The organism is Mixta theicola (genome assembly GCF_002895925.1).
GTDB classification, from domain to species: Bacteria; Pseudomonadota; Gammaproteobacteria; order Enterobacterales; family Enterobacteriaceae; genus Mixta; species Mixta theicola.
On the sequence record NZ_NWUO01000015.1, the window covers coordinates 37,998 to 51,725 of the forward strand.

The following is a 13,728-nucleotide window of genomic DNA, read 5'->3' on the forward strand; positions in this document are numbered from 1 at the left end:
CACGGCACTACGCAAAAAGGAGTAAATAACGACGCCGCGTTGCCTGGAAATAAAAAAATAAAGGGGAAAGAATTAAGATATTTCTCAGAAGAGTGACGGACAAAAAAAAGAACCGCCGCGCCGAGACAGCGCGGCGGCACAGGCCTTAGCCTTTATTCGCTTTATTCACCGCCTGCACGTGCAGCATATCCAGCGCGATGGTTGCCGCCGCCAGCGAGGTGAGATCGGACTGGTCGTAGCCCGGCGCCACTTCCACCAGATCCATACCGACGATATTCAGGCCCTGCAGACCACGAATCAGCTTCAGCGTTTTATCGGTGGTCAGGCCGCCAATTACCGGCGTGCCGGTGCCAGGCGCATGGGCCGGATCGAGGCAGTCAATATCAAAGGTCAGGTAAACCGGCATATCGCCGACGATCTGCTTCACCTGCGCCAGAATATCATCCACACCGCGATCGTTGACCTGCGCCGCATCCAGCACCTGATAGCCAAGGTTTTTATCAAATTCGGTACGAATACCGATCTGTACCGAGCGCTGCGGATCGATCAGACCTTCCTGCGGCGCATGATGGAACATGGTGCCGTGGTCAAATTTCGGGCCGTTGGAATAGGTATCGGTATGCGCATCGAAATGGACCAGCGCCATTTTGCCGAAATGCTTCGCATGGGCGCGCAGCAGCGGCAGCGTAATGTAGTGGTCGCCGCCGAAAGTCAGCATACGCTTGCCGCTCGCCAGCAGTTTCTCGGCGTGCGCCTGCAGCTTGTCGGTCAAGTCCTGTGAATCACCGAATGCGTAAACCAGATCGCCGCAGTCAATCACATTCAGACGCTCGCGCAGATCGAAATCCCACGGCCAGCGGCAGCCTTCCCACGCCAGGTTAGTCGAAACCTGGCGAATTGCGCCTGGGCCAAGACGGCTGCCGGGACGACCGGACGTTGCGGCATCAAAAGGAATACCGGTGATCACCCATTCAGAATCGCTGTCGTAAGGCTGAAAATTCAGCGGGAAGCGCATAAAGCCAAAAGCATTGGAAACCAGCGAATTATCGTACTGATGACCTAAGGTGTTGGTGTTATTCATAACAACTCCTTTTATTCATGACGGCACGGCCGACATGGTTGTTCAGATGAAAAAAATCCCCTCCGCGTCGTTAAACCCGACGAGGAAGGGATTGATGGGGTAGCTGACGGCAATTATCGCCGCGCGGAACGCAGGCGGCAAATGTCATTGATGACGCTGGCCGCCGCATTGCCGCTTATTCGTCTTCTAAATAAGTATAGCCGTAGAGGCCCGCCTCAAACTCTTCGAGGAACTGCTCGCGCAGCTCATCGTCAAGCTCGGTCTGTTTCACCTGATTGCGGAACAGATCCAGCAGCTCCTGCGGATTCAGCTGCACATACTCCAGCATATCCGCAACGGTGTCCCCTTCATCCGACAGCTCAACTTCAACGCTGCCGTCGGCGAAAGCGTAAACGTTAACCGCTTCAGTATCGCCAAACAGGTTGTGCATATTGCCCAGGATTTCCTGATAAGCGCCCACCATAAAGAAGCCCAGCATCGGTGGATTATCCACGTCGTACTGCGGCATCGGCATCGTCGTGGCGATACCGTCGCCGTCAACGTAGTGATCGATGGTGCCATCAGAGTCACAGGTGATGTCGAGCAGCACCGCGCGGCGCTCCGGCGTTTTATTCAGCCCTTCCAGCGGCAGCACCGGGAACAGCTGATCGATGCCCCACGCGTCCGGCATTGACTGGAACAGCGAGAAGTTAACGTAGATCTTATCCGCCATGCGTTCCTGCAGCTCATCGATAATCGGACGATGGGCGCGGTTGCTGGGGTCCAGATGCTGCTGAATATAGTGACAGATGCTCAGATAGAGCTGCTCTGCCCAGGCGCGCTGCGACAGATCGTAGGTGCCCTGCGAATAGCCGGTATGAATATCATGCAGATCCATCTGGCTGTCGTGCAGCCATTCACGCAGCGAACGACGCGTATTCGGCTCGTGCATCTCCTGCCAGGTTTCCCACATGCTCAGCAGCGGACGCGGCGCATCCTCTTCCGGGGCCGACGGCTTGCTGAACTCGCTGCGCTCAACGCCGATAATATTGGAAACCAGCACGGTGTGGTGCGCGGTAACCGCCCGGCCCGATTCGGTAATCACCGTCGGATGCGGTAAGTTATGCTCTTCACAGGCATCGCCAATCGCCCAGATTACGTTGTTGGCATACTCGTTCAGGCCGTAGTTAACGGAGCAGTCTGACTGCGAGCGCGTGCCTTCATAGTCAACGCCCAGGCCGCCGCCAACGTCAAAGCACTGAATATTGACGCCCAGCTTCGCCAGTTCAACGTAGAAGCGCGCTGATTCACGTACGCCGGTAGCAATATCACGGATATTGGCCATCTGCGAACCGAGATGGAAATGCAGCAGCTGCAGGCTGTCGAGACGCCCGGCGTTACGCATAATATCCACCAGCTGCAGCACCTGTGAAGCGGAAAGACCGAACTTCGATTTTTCGCCGCCGCTGGACTGCCATTTACCGGAACCCTGCGAGGCCAGGCGGGCGCGGATACCCAGACGCGGCACCACATTCAGGCGCTCCGCTTCTTCCAGCACCAGTTTTACCTCGGTCATTTTTTCGATAACCAGGTAAACCTTATGGCCCATTTTCTCGCCAATCAGCGCCAGACGGATATATTCACGATCTTTATAGCCGTTACAGACAATCACCGTGCGCGTCATACCGGCATGAGCCAGCACCGCCATCAGCTCCGCTTTCGAACCCGCTTCCAGACCCAGCGGCTCGCCGGAGTGGATTAACGATTCGATGACGCGCTTATGCTGGTTAACCTTAATCGGATAAACCAGGAAATAGTCGCCCCGATAGCCGTACGATTCACGCGCGCGTTTAAAGGCGGCGTTAATCGAGCGCAGGCGATGCTGCAGGATCTGCGGAAAGCAGAACAGCGCCGGTAAGCGCTGGCCGTCGGCTTCACGCTCTTTCACCAGGCGGGCCAGGTCTACGCGCACTTCCGGCATATCCGGATCGGGGCAGACGCTAATATGCCCCAGCTCGTTGACGTCGTAATAGTTGTTGCCCCACCAGGCAATGTTATAGGTACGCAGCATTCTGCTCGCATCTTGATCGCTCATCGCCACCTCCTGCATCGAGCGCAGTCCACCCTGTTCGCCTGCTGACGAACCCTTGATATTCTTTATGTCGTCAGACATCGCGAACCTCAACATTAATTAGTGTTGCAGAATAATTAACAACTATCGCAGTTTGGCGCTGCCGGAACAAGCCACCTTCCGGCGAGGTTGCCAGCATAAAATGCTGAACTGTCGCCTCAACCCACTGCGTCATAGATTCAGTGTAAAACACGTCGCCGAACTCCGTGTTGCGGGATTAAAAAAAGCATCAGCTCACCCTCAGTTAATACTGAAGGCACCCAGTCAAAACTGTAGCAAGTTAGCCTGCGCTCGTGTCGTAATGATGACCGAAACAGAGAAAACGTCGGCGGAAAAGGCTGGCGAAGGAGCAAACGGAAAGAGACGAATGCACATCAGTGCAGCGGAGTGAACCGGAAGAAGGGATGAAAACCTGGTTCATTACTCGTATCACCTCCACACATGTCGGGCATGTGGAAAAAAGGCCTGAGGGTGAAAATCAGATCCATGATCTGACGGGCCAGACGCCGTAAGCGTCCTGTTTTTTCGCTGAAAACAGCAGCCGCGTTTTATACCGCTCACGCGGGCAAAATGCAAAAACAAATTATGTAAGCTGTGGTTGCCGTCAGGAAATCGGCAGCCCTGCCGATAATCAGAAAGCACCGCCCAACAAAAAAGGGCTGGCAATTCGCTTACAGAGTAACCTAAAATAGACGTCCAGAAGTTAATCCGTCTAAACTGGTTAACTTCTGTGCTGCACGCGGCTTTGCCTGAAGGGGCGTTGGATCAGGCTAAGCCTTTCTCCTGCGCCGGGCAGTTGTTCATTAAACCGTTTTAGTAAGGTAAAGAATAAAATGGCTAAACACCTTTTTACCTCAGAGTCCGTATCCGAGGGACATCCTGATAAAATCGCCGACCAAATTTCGGACGCTGTTCTTGATGCGATCCTCGCTCAGGATCCGAAAGCTCGCGTGGCTTGCGAAACTTATGTGAAAACCGGTATGGTCCTGGTCGGTGGCGAAATCACTACCAGCGCCTGGGTTGATATTGAAGAAATCACTCGTCAGACCGTGCGTGATATTGGCTATGTTCACTCCGATATGGGCTTTGATGCCAACTCCTGTGCCGTTCTGAGCGCTATCGGCAAACAGTCGCCGGATATTAACCAGGGCGTTGACCGCATCGATCCGCTGGAACAGGGCGCGGGCGACCAGGGCCTGATGTTTGGCTATGCCACCAATGAAACCGATGTGCTGATGCCTGCGCCGGTGACCTATGCGCACCGTCTGGTGCAGCGTCAGTCTGAAGTACGTAAAAACGGCAGCCTGCCGTGGCTGCGTCCGGATGCAAAAAGCCAGGTAACGTTCCAGTACGACGGCGGCAAAATTGTCGGTATCGATGCCGTAGTGCTTTCTACGCAGCATGCGGAAGATATTTCCCAGGCCGATCTGCAGGAAGCGGTGATGGAAGAGATCATCAAGCCGGTCCTGCCGACTGAATGGCTGAGCTCTGCCACCAAATTCTTTATCAACCCAACCGGACGTTTCGTTATTGGCGGCCCAATGGGCGACTGCGGCCTGACCGGTCGTAAGATCATCGTTGATACCTACGGCGGCATGGCGCGTCACGGCGGCGGCGCGTTCTCTGGTAAAGATCCTTCTAAAGTTGACCGTTCCGCAGCCTACGCGGCGCGCTACGTGGCGAAAAATATCGTGGCTGCCGGCCTGGCCGATCGCTGTGAGATTCAGGTTTCCTACGCTATCGGCGTGGCTGAACCCACCTCTATCATGGTTGAAACCTTCGGCACGGAGAAAATCTCTACCGAGCAGCTGACGCTGCTGGTGCGTGAATTCTTCGATCTGCGTCCGTACGGCCTGATTCAGATGCTGGATCTGCTGCAGCCGATCTATCGCGAAACGGCAGCTTACGGCCACTTTGGTCGCGAGCATTTCCCGTGGGAAAAAACCGATAAAGCACAACAGCTGCGCGACGCGGCTGGTCTGTAAGACATTCACGCTGCCGCACTCGTCGGCGGCGTTCATACTAAAAGGGAGCATTAATCGCTCCCTTTTTTTATCCCGCATGTTTTTTCACCAGCTACACTTTCTGTTGCCTGTATTTACCACTGGTATGATAACGCTTACAAATTGAAAGGCCTTATATTTCTGTTATTTAGGATTTAATCGCGGATGTATTTTGCCTGTAAATGCGTTATTTTCAGCGTCGTCTGATAGCCCATTAACACCGGACTGACAGAAACTTAACAGGTGCTATACCTTACTGGTTATGTAAGCAAAGCCTGGGGATAAATGCTGCTTTTCAGGGTTCCGACAAGTGTAACCGATTACACCTGTGTGATCTGTATCACTTTTCGCCATGCTCAGGTTTCTTAACATTGATAACTACAACGATGGATACTATTCGGAGGCAATATGCCTGGTAATACCCACAAAAGCAGAACCTCGAATAAGGTGATGACCTTATTTGTCTGCTTTCTTGCTGCACTTGCTGGCCTGCTGTTTGGCCTGGATATTGGCGTTATCGCCGGTGCCCTCCCCTTTATCGCCAAAGATTTTAACGTCACCAGCCATCAACAGGAGTGGATCGTTAGCTCAATGATGTTTGGCGCAGCCATCGGCGCAATCGGTAGCGGCTGGATGTCTTCCCGCCTGGGCCGTAAAAAAAGCCTGATGGCCGGTGCGATCCTGTTTGTTATCGGTTCTCTCTGGTCAGCAATGGCGCCAAACCCGGAACTGCTGATCGCCGCACGCGTGGTGCTTGGCCTGGCCGTGGGCGTCGCCTCTTATACCGCGCCGCTTTATCTGTCGGAAATCGCGCCGGAAAAAATTCGCGGCAGCATGATTTCCCTCTATCAGCTAATGATTACTATCGGTATTTTGGGCGCTTACCTTTCGGATACCGCCTTTAGCTATACCGGTAACTGGCGTTGGATGCTGGGCGTGATTACCATTCCTGCCATTCTGTTGCTGATTGGCGTGTTCTTCCTGCCGAACAGTCCACGCTGGCTGGCGGCAAAAGGTCACTTCCGCGATGCACAGCGCGTGCTGGATCGCCTGCGTGACACCAGCGAGCAGGCGAAGCGTGAACTGGATGAGATCCGCGAAAGCCTGAAAATCAAGCAGACCGGCTGGAGCCTGTTCCGCGAGAACAGCAACTTCCGTCGTGCGGTGTTCCTGGGCGTGCTGTTGCAGGTCATGCAGCAGTTCACCGGCATGAACGTCATTATGTATTACGCGCCGAAAATTTTTGAAATCGCGGGCTTCAGCAACACTACCGAGCAGATGTGGGGCACGGTAATCGTCGGGCTGATCAACGTCCTGGCGACCTTTATCGCTATCGGCCTGGTGGATCGCTGGGGTCGTAAACCGACGCTAACGCTGGGCTTCCTGGTGATGGCGGTAGGTATGGGTATCCTCGGCACCATGCTGCATATCGGTATCGAATCGCCGGGCGCGCAATATTTTGCCGTTGCCATGCTGCTGATGTTTATTATTGGCTTTGCGATGAGCGCCGGTCCGCTGATTTGGGTGCTGTGCTCTGAAATTCAGCCGCTGAAAGGCCGCGATTTCGGGATTACCGTTTCCACAACCACTAACTGGATTGCGAATATGATCGTCGGCGCGACCTTCCTGACGATGCTGAATTCGCTGGGCAACGCCAATACCTTCTGGGTATACGCTGGCCTGAATATCCTGTTTATCATCTTTACGGTGATGCTGATCCCGGAGACGAAAAACGTCTCGCTGGAGCATATCGAACGTAACCTGATGTCCGGTAAAAAACTGCGCGATATTGGTACGAAAGAGTAATCATATGGCATGCAACAGCCGGGGCCGCCGCCGCCCCGGCTTTTTTTTGTCCATTGCCAGCCCGTTTATCGGCTCCAGTCGATAAACGCGCGCCATTGTTTTCTTTCTGGACGCGCCGTATTCTTTGCCGCTATGAAATCCATTCGCCTTCCCATCGCCCTGCAGCAGGCCGTTATGCGTGCGCTACGTGAGAAACTGCAGCAGGCCAATCAGCGCCTGGCGCGTCATTATCCCGAACCCAGTCTGGTTTATCAGCAGCGCGGTACGGCAGCGGGCACTGCCTGGCTGGAAAGCTGGGAGATTCGCCTTAATCCCGTGCTGCTGCTGGAAAATCAACGGGCGTTTATTGAAGAGGTGGTGCCGCATGAGCTGGCGCACCTGCTGGTATGGCGTCACTTTGGCCGCGTCGCACCGCATGGCAAAGAGTGGAAATGGATGATGGAAACCATTCTGGACGTCCCGGCGCGCCGCACGCATCAGTTTGAAATTGCCTCGGTGCGCGGCAAATCCTTTCCCTACTGCTGTCGCTGTCAACAACATCACCTGACGGTGCGCCGCCATAACCGCGTACTGCGCGGTGAAACAGAATACCGCTGCGTCCAGTGCGGCGATCTGCTTCAGCCTGGCGACTATCGTCCGCTAACCGGCTGAACCGCCGGAATAACGCGCGTTTCATGCCGATCGGCGCTTTAGCATTCCGACAGACGACGCAATCTGATACGCTGCGCGCTCTTTTTCATCAGTTGAAAAATGGAATATGTCTCGCAAATTTCTGTTTACCGTTGCCTTTACCGCCCTGCTTGCGCCTTTAGCAGCGCACAGCCTGAGCGTCACCTCTTATCATCAGAATAATTTTCAGCAGGCGAAAAAAATCTCCGCTGAGATCAACGCCGATGCGCCCGGCTCTTTTTACTGCGGCTGTAAAATTAACTGGCAGGGGAAAAAAGGCGTGCCCGATCTGGCGTCATGCGGCTATCAGGTGCGTAAAAACGCCAACCGCGCAAACCGCATCGAATGGGAACACGTGGTTCCCGCCTGGCAGTTCGGCCATCAGCGCCAGTGCTGGCAGGACGGCGGCCGTAAAAACTGCAGCAAGGATAAAGGCTATCGTCAGATAGAATCCGATTTACATAACCTGCAGCCGGCGATTGGCGAAGTGAACGGCGATCGCGGCAACTTTATGTACAGTCAATGGAACGGCAGCGAACAACAGTACGGCCAGTGCGCAATGAAAATCGATTTTAAAAATAAGCAGGCAGAGCCACCAGCGCGGGCGCGCGGCATGATTGCCCGGACTTATTTTTATATGCGCGATAGCTACCAGCTGCGCCTTTCTCGTCAGCAGACGCAGCTGATGCAGGTATGGGATAAGCAATATCCGGTAACGCCCTGGGAATGCGAGCGTGATAAACGTATCGCAAAAATTCAGGGCAACCATAATCCCTATGTTGAACGCGCTTGCCAGCGTTAAAAGCGCTACCCTAAACTTTACATAACCGCGTGATACGCTGCGCGCCTGTCACGCGAAGGGCCTTTATGCCGTGCGCCTGCGCGGTCTGTTATTATCAGGAACCTCATGCGAAAACCCCGCATTTATCATCCCGAAACCTTAACGGTCGGCCATGAAATCGCCCTTAGCGAAGATGCCGCCCATCACGTTGGCCGGGTGCTGCGTATGGGCAGCGGCCAGGCGCTGGAACTGTTTGATGGCAGTAATCTGGTTTTTGACGGTGAAATTTTACGTGCCGATAAGCGCAGCGTAACGGTAAAAGTGACGCAAAGCCGCGCGGATAGCCGCGAATCGCCGCTTCATCTGCACCTGGGACAGGTTATGTCGCGTGGCGAAAAAATGGAATTTACCATCCAAAAGTCGATTGAACTGGGCGTTAATGTTATTACCCCCTTGTTTTCTGAACGCTGTGGCGTAAAGCTGGACGCCGAGCGACAGGCAAAAAAAATTCAACAGTGGCAAAAAATCGCCGTGGCCGCCTGCGAGCAGTGCGGACGTAATGTGGTGCCTGAAGTCCGTGAGGCGATGTCGCTGGAGGCGTGGTGCGCCGAGCAGGACGATGCGCTGAAGCTGAATCTCCATCCACGTGCGCAGCACAGCATTAACACGCTGCCGCAGCCGGTAGAGCGGGTTCGCCTGCTGATTGGCCCGGAAGGCGGACTGACCGCTGAAGAAATCGCCATGACCGGCCGTCATGGTTTTACCGATATTTTACTTGGCCCACGCGTGCTGCGCACCGAGACAACCGCGCTCACTGCGATTACGGCACTTCAGGTCAGGTTTGGCGATCTGGGTTAAGCTGAATAAGCGGCCCGTTGCGTTAAGCCTGTAAAAAGAATTTATGCCAACCTGCGGCAAGCGGCATACCGGCCGCCCGATCGAGGAGAACAGAATGATTAAGCTTGGCATCGTCATGGATCCCATTACGACGATCAATATTAAAAAAGATTCCAGCTTTGCAATGCTGCTGGAAGCACAGCGCCGCGGTTATGAAATTCATTATATGGAGATGAACGATCTCTATTTACGCGGTGGCGAGGCGCGTGCCCGTACCCGTCAGCTAAGCGTTGAGCAAAACTACGATAAATGGTTTACGTTTGGCAACGAGCAGGACATTGCGCTGGCTGAGCTGAACGTGATTTTGATGCGTAAAGATCCGCCTTTCGACACAGAATTTATTTACGCCACCTATATGCTGGAGCGTGCGGAAGAACAGGGCGTGCTGATCGTTAACAAACCGCAGAGCCTGCGCGACTGTAATGAAAAGCTGTTTACCGCCTGGTTTGCCGAGCTGACGCCCGATACGCTGGTAACGCGTAATGCGAAGCAGATCCGTGAGTTTTGGCATCAGCACGGCGACATTATTCTGAAGCCGCTGGACGGCATGGGCGGCTCTTCTATTTTCCGCGTAAAACAGGACGATCCAAACGTTGCGGTGATCCTTGAAGCGCTGACCAACCACGGCAGGTTCTTCTGCATGGCGCAAAATTATCTGCCGGCGATTAAAGATGGCGATAAACGCGTGCTGGTGGTGGATGGCGAACCGGTGCCTTATTGCCTGGCACGTATTCCCCAGTCGGGCGAAACGCGTGGCAACCTGGCCGCCGGTGGACGCGGTGAAGCGCGCCCGCTTAGCGAAAGCGACTGGGAAATTGCGCGACGCGTTGGGCCAACGCTGAAGCAGAAAGGCCTGATTTTTGTTGGGCTGGATATTATCGGTGACAAGCTGACCGAGATAAACGTGACCAGCCCGACCTGCATTCGTGAAATCGAAGCTGCTTTCCCGGTCTCCATTACCGGTATGTTGATGGATGCCATTGAGAAACGCCTGGCATAAATTTGAACGGGGCAGTAGCCCCGTCTTCAACCCGTTAATGGCCTCTTCGGTCACCCGCCGATAGCCGTTAACCCGTATTCAGACGAGTGAGAATGAATTTACAGCACCATTTTTTAATTGCGATGCCCGCCCTGCAGGATCCGCTGTTTAAACGTTCGGTGGTTTATATCTGCGAGCATAATCAGGACGGCGCGATGGGATTAATTATTAATAAGCCGATGGAGAACCTGACGGTTGAAGGCATTCTGACCCGGCTAAAAATTGAGCCCACCTCGCGCGATCCACAGTTTAAGCTGGATAAAGCGGTTTTTTCCGGCGGCCCGCTGGCCGAAGATCGCGGCTTTATTTTGCATTCAGCCCAGCGCACTTTTGCTTCCAGCATTCGTATCTCTGATAACACCGTTATTACCACCTCACGCGATGTGCTGGAATCGCTTGGTACGTCGGAACAGCCGGAACAGGTGCTGGTTGCGCTGGGCTACTGCGCCTGGGAGAAAGATCAGCTGGAAGGCGAACTGCTGGAAAACGCCTGGCTTACTACTCCCGCTAACAGCAATATTCTGTTCCAGACTCCGATTGCCGAACGCTGGCGTGAAGCGGCAAAAAGCATCGGCGTAGATATACACAACATCACCAGCGAGGCAGGTCACGCCTGATGAGCAACATGACACTTCTGGCGTTTGATTTTGGCACTAAAAGCATTGGCGTCGCGGTAGGCCAGCCGCTTACCGGCACCGCACGCCCTTTGACCGCCCTGAAAGCGCAGGACGGCGTGCCTGACTGGCAGCAGGTCGAACGTCTGCTACGGGAATGGCAGCCGCATCAGGTAGTGGTCGGCCTGCCGCTTAATATGGACGGTACCGAACAGCCGTTAACCGCCAGAGCGCGTAAGTTTGCTAATCGGCTGCATGGCCGTTTCGGCGTGCAGGTTGTTTTACATGATGAGCGACTCAGTACGGTTGAGGCGCGCGCCGATCTGTTTGCCCGCGGCGGCTATAAAGCGCTGACTAAAGGCAGCGTCGATTCACTCTCGGCGGTGATTATCCTGGAAAGCTGGTTTGAGAACTTTCCGGCATAGCGATTATCCCCTGCTGCTGCCGCTGTAGCAGGCTTTGCTCGAAAGTTTGCATACCTGACTGCATACCCGTTTGCAGCAGGCCAGCGAGCTGATGCGTTTTTCCCTCGCGGATCAGGTTAGCGATCGCCGGGGTATTGATTAGCACCTCATACAGCCCAACGCGCCCTCCTTCTTTCGCCGCGACCAACCGTTGCGCGATTACCGCTTTCAGGCTGGCCGCCAGCTGGCTGCGCACCAGGTTTTTCTGTTCCGCAGGGAAAACGTCTATCAGGCGATCCACCGCCTGTGTCGCACTGCGCGTATGCAGCGTCGCCAGCACCAGATGCCCCGTTTCTGCCGCCGTCAACGCTAACCGAATCGTCTCCAGATCGCGCAGCTCTCCCAACAGAATCACATCAGGATCTTCGCGCAGCGCCGCCCGTAATCCCTGCTGAAAGCTGCTGCAGTGCTGGCCAATCTGTCGCTGCTGAATCAGCGACCGACGGCTAAGGTGAATAAACTCGATGGGATCTTCCAGCGTAATGATATGTCGAGCGGCCTGCTGATTTAAGGCATCAACCATTGACGCCAGCGTCGTCGATTTGCCGCTGCCGGTAGCGCCGGTGATAAGTATCAGGCCATCCTGCTGTTCCAGCAGCGCCGGTACGCTGGCAGGCAGCCGCAACGCCGCAAGCGTCGGGCAACGGCTGGCAATCACGCGCAGCGCCAGCGAGATGCCCTGCCGCTGCTGAAACAAATTAGCGCGCAGGCGCTGCCCGCTGGCGGTGCATATCGCGAAATCAACGTGCCCGTCATGCGTCAGGCTGGCCCGCTGGCCGGCATCCAGCCAACGATGGCACAGCGCCTCCAGCATCGCCGCGCTGGTTGGCGTTTGTTCAGGGATCGGTTGCAGTACGCCCTCTATTCGCCAGCGCGGCAAATGTCCGCTACAAAGGTGCAGATCGGCGGCATTATGCTTTACACTAAGGGCCACGATTTCCTCCACATCCATGATTTTCTCCTGACTATGACTTCTATTCAGCACAACTTACAGGAAGTTCGCCAGCGTATCGCCGCGGCGGCATCGCGTTGCGGCCGCGATCCACAAGAAATTACGCTGCTTGCCGTCAGTAAAACTAAACCTGCGAGCGCCGTCGCAGAAGCTCTGCAGGCAGGGCAGATCGCCTTTGGCGAGAATTACGTCCAGGAAGGCGTGGATAAAATTCAGGCGTTAGCCGATGAACAGCCTGAATGGCACTTTATCGGTCCGCTGCAATCCAATAAAAGCCGTCTGGTCGCGGAAAATTTCGCCTGGTGCCATACGGTGGATCGCTTACGCATCGCCACGCGCCTGAACGATCAGCGTCCGGCCCATTTGCCGCCGTTGAATGTGTTAATTCAGGTAAATATCAGTGACGAAAACAGTAAATCCGGCATTATGCTTGAGGCGCTGCCAGAACTGGCGCAGGCCGTTGCGGCCCTGCCGCATCTGCGGCTGCGCGGGCTGATGGCTATTCCGGCGCCGGAAAAAGAGTATCAGCGTCAGCTGGCGGTCTGTCAGAAAATGGCGGACGCGCTGGCTTCGCTAAAACAGCATTATCCATTCGTCGATACACTTTCTCTGGGAATGAGCGACGATCTGGAGGCCGCGATTGCGGCAGGCAGTACCATGGTTCGTATCGGCACCGCTATTTTTGGCGCGCGTGATTACGGCACCACTCCCCCACAACAATAATTGAGGAACCTCATGCTGACGTTGACTTTCCTGGTAACGACGCTGATTAATCTGTACGTGAAAGTGTTGTTGCTACGCATCTGGATGCAGTGGGCAAGATGCGATTTTTATAACCCGTTTTCCCAGTTTGTGGTCAAAATTACCCAGCCGGTAATCAAGCCGCTGCGCCGCGTTATTCCTTCTATTGGCCCGGTAGATACCGCGTCGCTGCTGCTGGCCTATGTGCTTAGCGTAGTAATGTTTACGCTGGTTTTCGCGCTACAGAGCAGCGTTTTTTTGTTCGATCCGGTCTTCCTCTATTTTGGGCTCGTCTCGCTGGTTAAAGCGGCTGGCGTACTGGTGTTCTGGGTGATTATCGTCCGCTCGCTGATGAGCTGGATAAGTCAGGGCCGTAATCCGGTCGATTATGTGCTGATTCAGCTGACCGAACCGCTGATGGCCCCCGTGCGTCGTTTTCTGCCGGCGATGGGCGGTATCGATTTCTCCGCCATGGTGGTGATTCTGATCCTTTATATGCTGAACTTCCTGGGTATGGATTTCATTCCTGGCTGGGCGCAGCTGTAATTGTTTTTATCGCAGTAAACGTTTC

Annotated in this window: 13 protein-coding genes; 10 read left to right on the forward strand and 3 right to left on the reverse strand. The window is 54.6% G+C overall.

Annotation, left to right across the window (positions count from 1 at the left end; all coding sequences use genetic code 11):
• Positions 1 to 145: 145 nt before the first annotated feature.
• Positions 146 to 1,081: an agmatinase gene (gene speB, locus COO59_RS17150; protein ID WP_103060957.1), complete on the reverse strand. Its 936-nt coding sequence runs from the start codon at positions 1,079 to 1,081 to the stop codon at positions 146 to 148.
• A 175-nt stretch (positions 1,082 to 1,256) separates the two neighbouring features.
• The gene (gene speA / locus COO59_RS17155; RefSeq protein WP_103060958.1) at positions 1,257 to 3,233 is read right to left on the reverse strand and encodes a biosynthetic arginine decarboxylase; all 1,977 of its coding nucleotides are present in this window, start codon (positions 3,231 to 3,233) and stop codon (positions 1,257 to 1,259) included.
• Between the two features lie 791 nt (positions 3,234 to 4,024).
• Between speA and metK the strand changes: the two genes are divergently transcribed.
• From metK to ruvX, 8 genes are all read left to right on the forward strand, one after another.
• Entirely contained in the window at positions 4,025 to 5,176 is a 1,152-nt protein-coding gene (metK, locus tag COO59_RS17160) for a methionine adenosyltransferase (RefSeq protein WP_103060959.1), read from the forward strand.
• A 426-nt stretch (positions 5,177 to 5,602) separates the two neighbouring features.
• Positions 5,603 to 7,000, forward strand: a complete 1,398-nt coding sequence (locus COO59_RS17165) for a sugar porter family MFS transporter (protein ID WP_103060960.1) — start codon at positions 5,603 to 5,605, stop codon at positions 6,998 to 7,000.
• Between the two features lie 132 nt (positions 7,001 to 7,132).
• Positions 7,133 to 7,651 carry a SprT family zinc-dependent metalloprotease gene (locus tag COO59_RS17170; RefSeq protein WP_103060961.1) on the forward strand — a complete coding sequence of 173 codons (519 nt, stop codon included), beginning with the start codon at positions 7,133 to 7,135 and terminating at the stop codon, positions 7,649 to 7,651.
• A 106-nt stretch (positions 7,652 to 7,757) separates the two neighbouring features.
• Entirely contained in the window at positions 7,758 to 8,471 is a 714-nt protein-coding gene (gene endA, locus COO59_RS17175; protein WP_103060962.1) for a deoxyribonuclease I, read from the forward strand.
• A 105-nt stretch (positions 8,472 to 8,576) separates the two neighbouring features.
• Positions 8,577 to 9,308 (forward strand): 16S rRNA (uracil(1498)-N(3))-methyltransferase, encoded by a 732-nt coding sequence (rsmE, locus tag COO59_RS17180; RefSeq protein WP_103060963.1) that lies wholly within the window; start codon positions 8,577 to 8,579, stop codon positions 9,306 to 9,308.
• Between the two features lie 94 nt (positions 9,309 to 9,402).
• Positions 9,403 to 10,347, forward strand: coding sequence for a glutathione synthase (gshB, locus tag COO59_RS17185; RefSeq protein ID WP_103060964.1), 945 nt, complete (start codon positions 9,403 to 9,405; stop codon positions 10,345 to 10,347).
• A 92-nt stretch (positions 10,348 to 10,439) separates the two neighbouring features.
• Complete coding sequence (locus COO59_RS17190; RefSeq protein ID WP_103060965.1) at positions 10,440 to 11,003, forward strand: YqgE/AlgH family protein; 564 nt, start codon at positions 10,440 to 10,442, stop codon at positions 11,001 to 11,003.
• The gene (ruvX, locus tag COO59_RS17195; protein ID WP_205960885.1) at positions 11,003 to 11,425 is read left to right on the forward strand and encodes a Holliday junction resolvase RuvX; all 423 of its coding nucleotides are present in this window, start codon (positions 11,003 to 11,005) and stop codon (positions 11,423 to 11,425) included. The genes COO59_RS17190 and ruvX overlap by 1 nt, the downstream gene beginning before the upstream one ends.
• On the opposite strand, the gene COO59_RS17200 is transcribed toward ruvX, so the two are convergent.
• Positions 11,388 to 12,416, reverse strand: coding sequence for a type IV pilus twitching motility protein PilT (locus tag COO59_RS17200; protein WP_103060967.1), 1,029 nt, complete (start codon positions 12,414 to 12,416; stop codon positions 11,388 to 11,390). The two genes, ruvX and COO59_RS17200, sit on opposite strands and share 38 nt — an antisense overlap.
• Positions 12,417 to 12,431: 15 nt before the next feature.
• Between COO59_RS17200 and COO59_RS17205 the strand changes: the two genes are divergently transcribed.
• Together COO59_RS17205 and COO59_RS17210 are read left to right on the forward strand one after the other, a co-directional pair.
• Entirely contained in the window at positions 12,432 to 13,139 is a 708-nt protein-coding gene (locus COO59_RS17205; protein WP_103060968.1) for a YggS family pyridoxal phosphate-dependent enzyme, read from the forward strand.
• A 12-nt stretch (positions 13,140 to 13,151) separates the two neighbouring features.
• A complete protein-coding gene (locus tag COO59_RS17210) occupies positions 13,152 to 13,703 on the forward strand; it encodes a YggT family protein (RefSeq protein WP_103060969.1) in 552 nt (183 codons plus the stop codon).
• The last annotated feature ends 25 nt before the right edge of the window (positions 13,704 to 13,728 follow it).

Excerpts from the sequence above, each read along its gene's own strand:
- speB (WP_103060957.1), bottom strand. The coding sequence starts at position 1,081 with ATGAATAACACCAACACCTTAGGTCATCAGTACGATAATTCGCTGGTT.
- speA (WP_103060958.1), bottom strand. The coding sequence starts at position 3,233 with ATGTCTGACGACATAAAGAATATCAAGGGTTCGTCAGCAGGCGAACAG.
- metK (WP_103060959.1), top strand. The coding sequence starts at position 4,025 with ATGGCTAAACACCTTTTTACCTCAGAGTCCGTATCCGAGGGACATCCT.
- COO59_RS17165 (WP_103060960.1), top strand. The coding sequence starts at position 5,603 with ATGCCTGGTAATACCCACAAAAGCAGAACCTCGAATAAGGTGATGACC.
- COO59_RS17170 (WP_103060961.1), top strand. The coding sequence starts at position 7,133 with ATGAAATCCATTCGCCTTCCCATCGCCCTGCAGCAGGCCGTTATGCGT.
- endA (WP_103060962.1), top strand. The coding sequence starts at position 7,758 with ATGTCTCGCAAATTTCTGTTTACCGTTGCCTTTACCGCCCTGCTTGCG.
- rsmE (WP_103060963.1), top strand. The coding sequence starts at position 8,577 with ATGCGAAAACCCCGCATTTATCATCCCGAAACCTTAACGGTCGGCCAT.
- gshB (WP_103060964.1), top strand. The coding sequence starts at position 9,403 with ATGATTAAGCTTGGCATCGTCATGGATCCCATTACGACGATCAATATT.
- COO59_RS17190 (WP_103060965.1), top strand. The coding sequence starts at position 10,440 with ATGAATTTACAGCACCATTTTTTAATTGCGATGCCCGCCCTGCAGGAT.
- ruvX (WP_205960885.1), top strand. The coding sequence starts at position 11,003 with ATGAGCAACATGACACTTCTGGCGTTTGATTTTGGCACTAAAAGCATT.
- COO59_RS17200 (WP_103060967.1), bottom strand. The coding sequence starts at position 12,416 with ATGGATGTGGAGGAAATCGTGGCCCTTAGTGTAAAGCATAATGCCGCC.
- COO59_RS17205 (WP_103060968.1), top strand. The coding sequence starts at position 12,432 with ATGACTTCTATTCAGCACAACTTACAGGAAGTTCGCCAGCGTATCGCC.
- COO59_RS17210 (WP_103060969.1), top strand. The coding sequence starts at position 13,152 with ATGCTGACGTTGACTTTCCTGGTAACGACGCTGATTAATCTGTACGTG.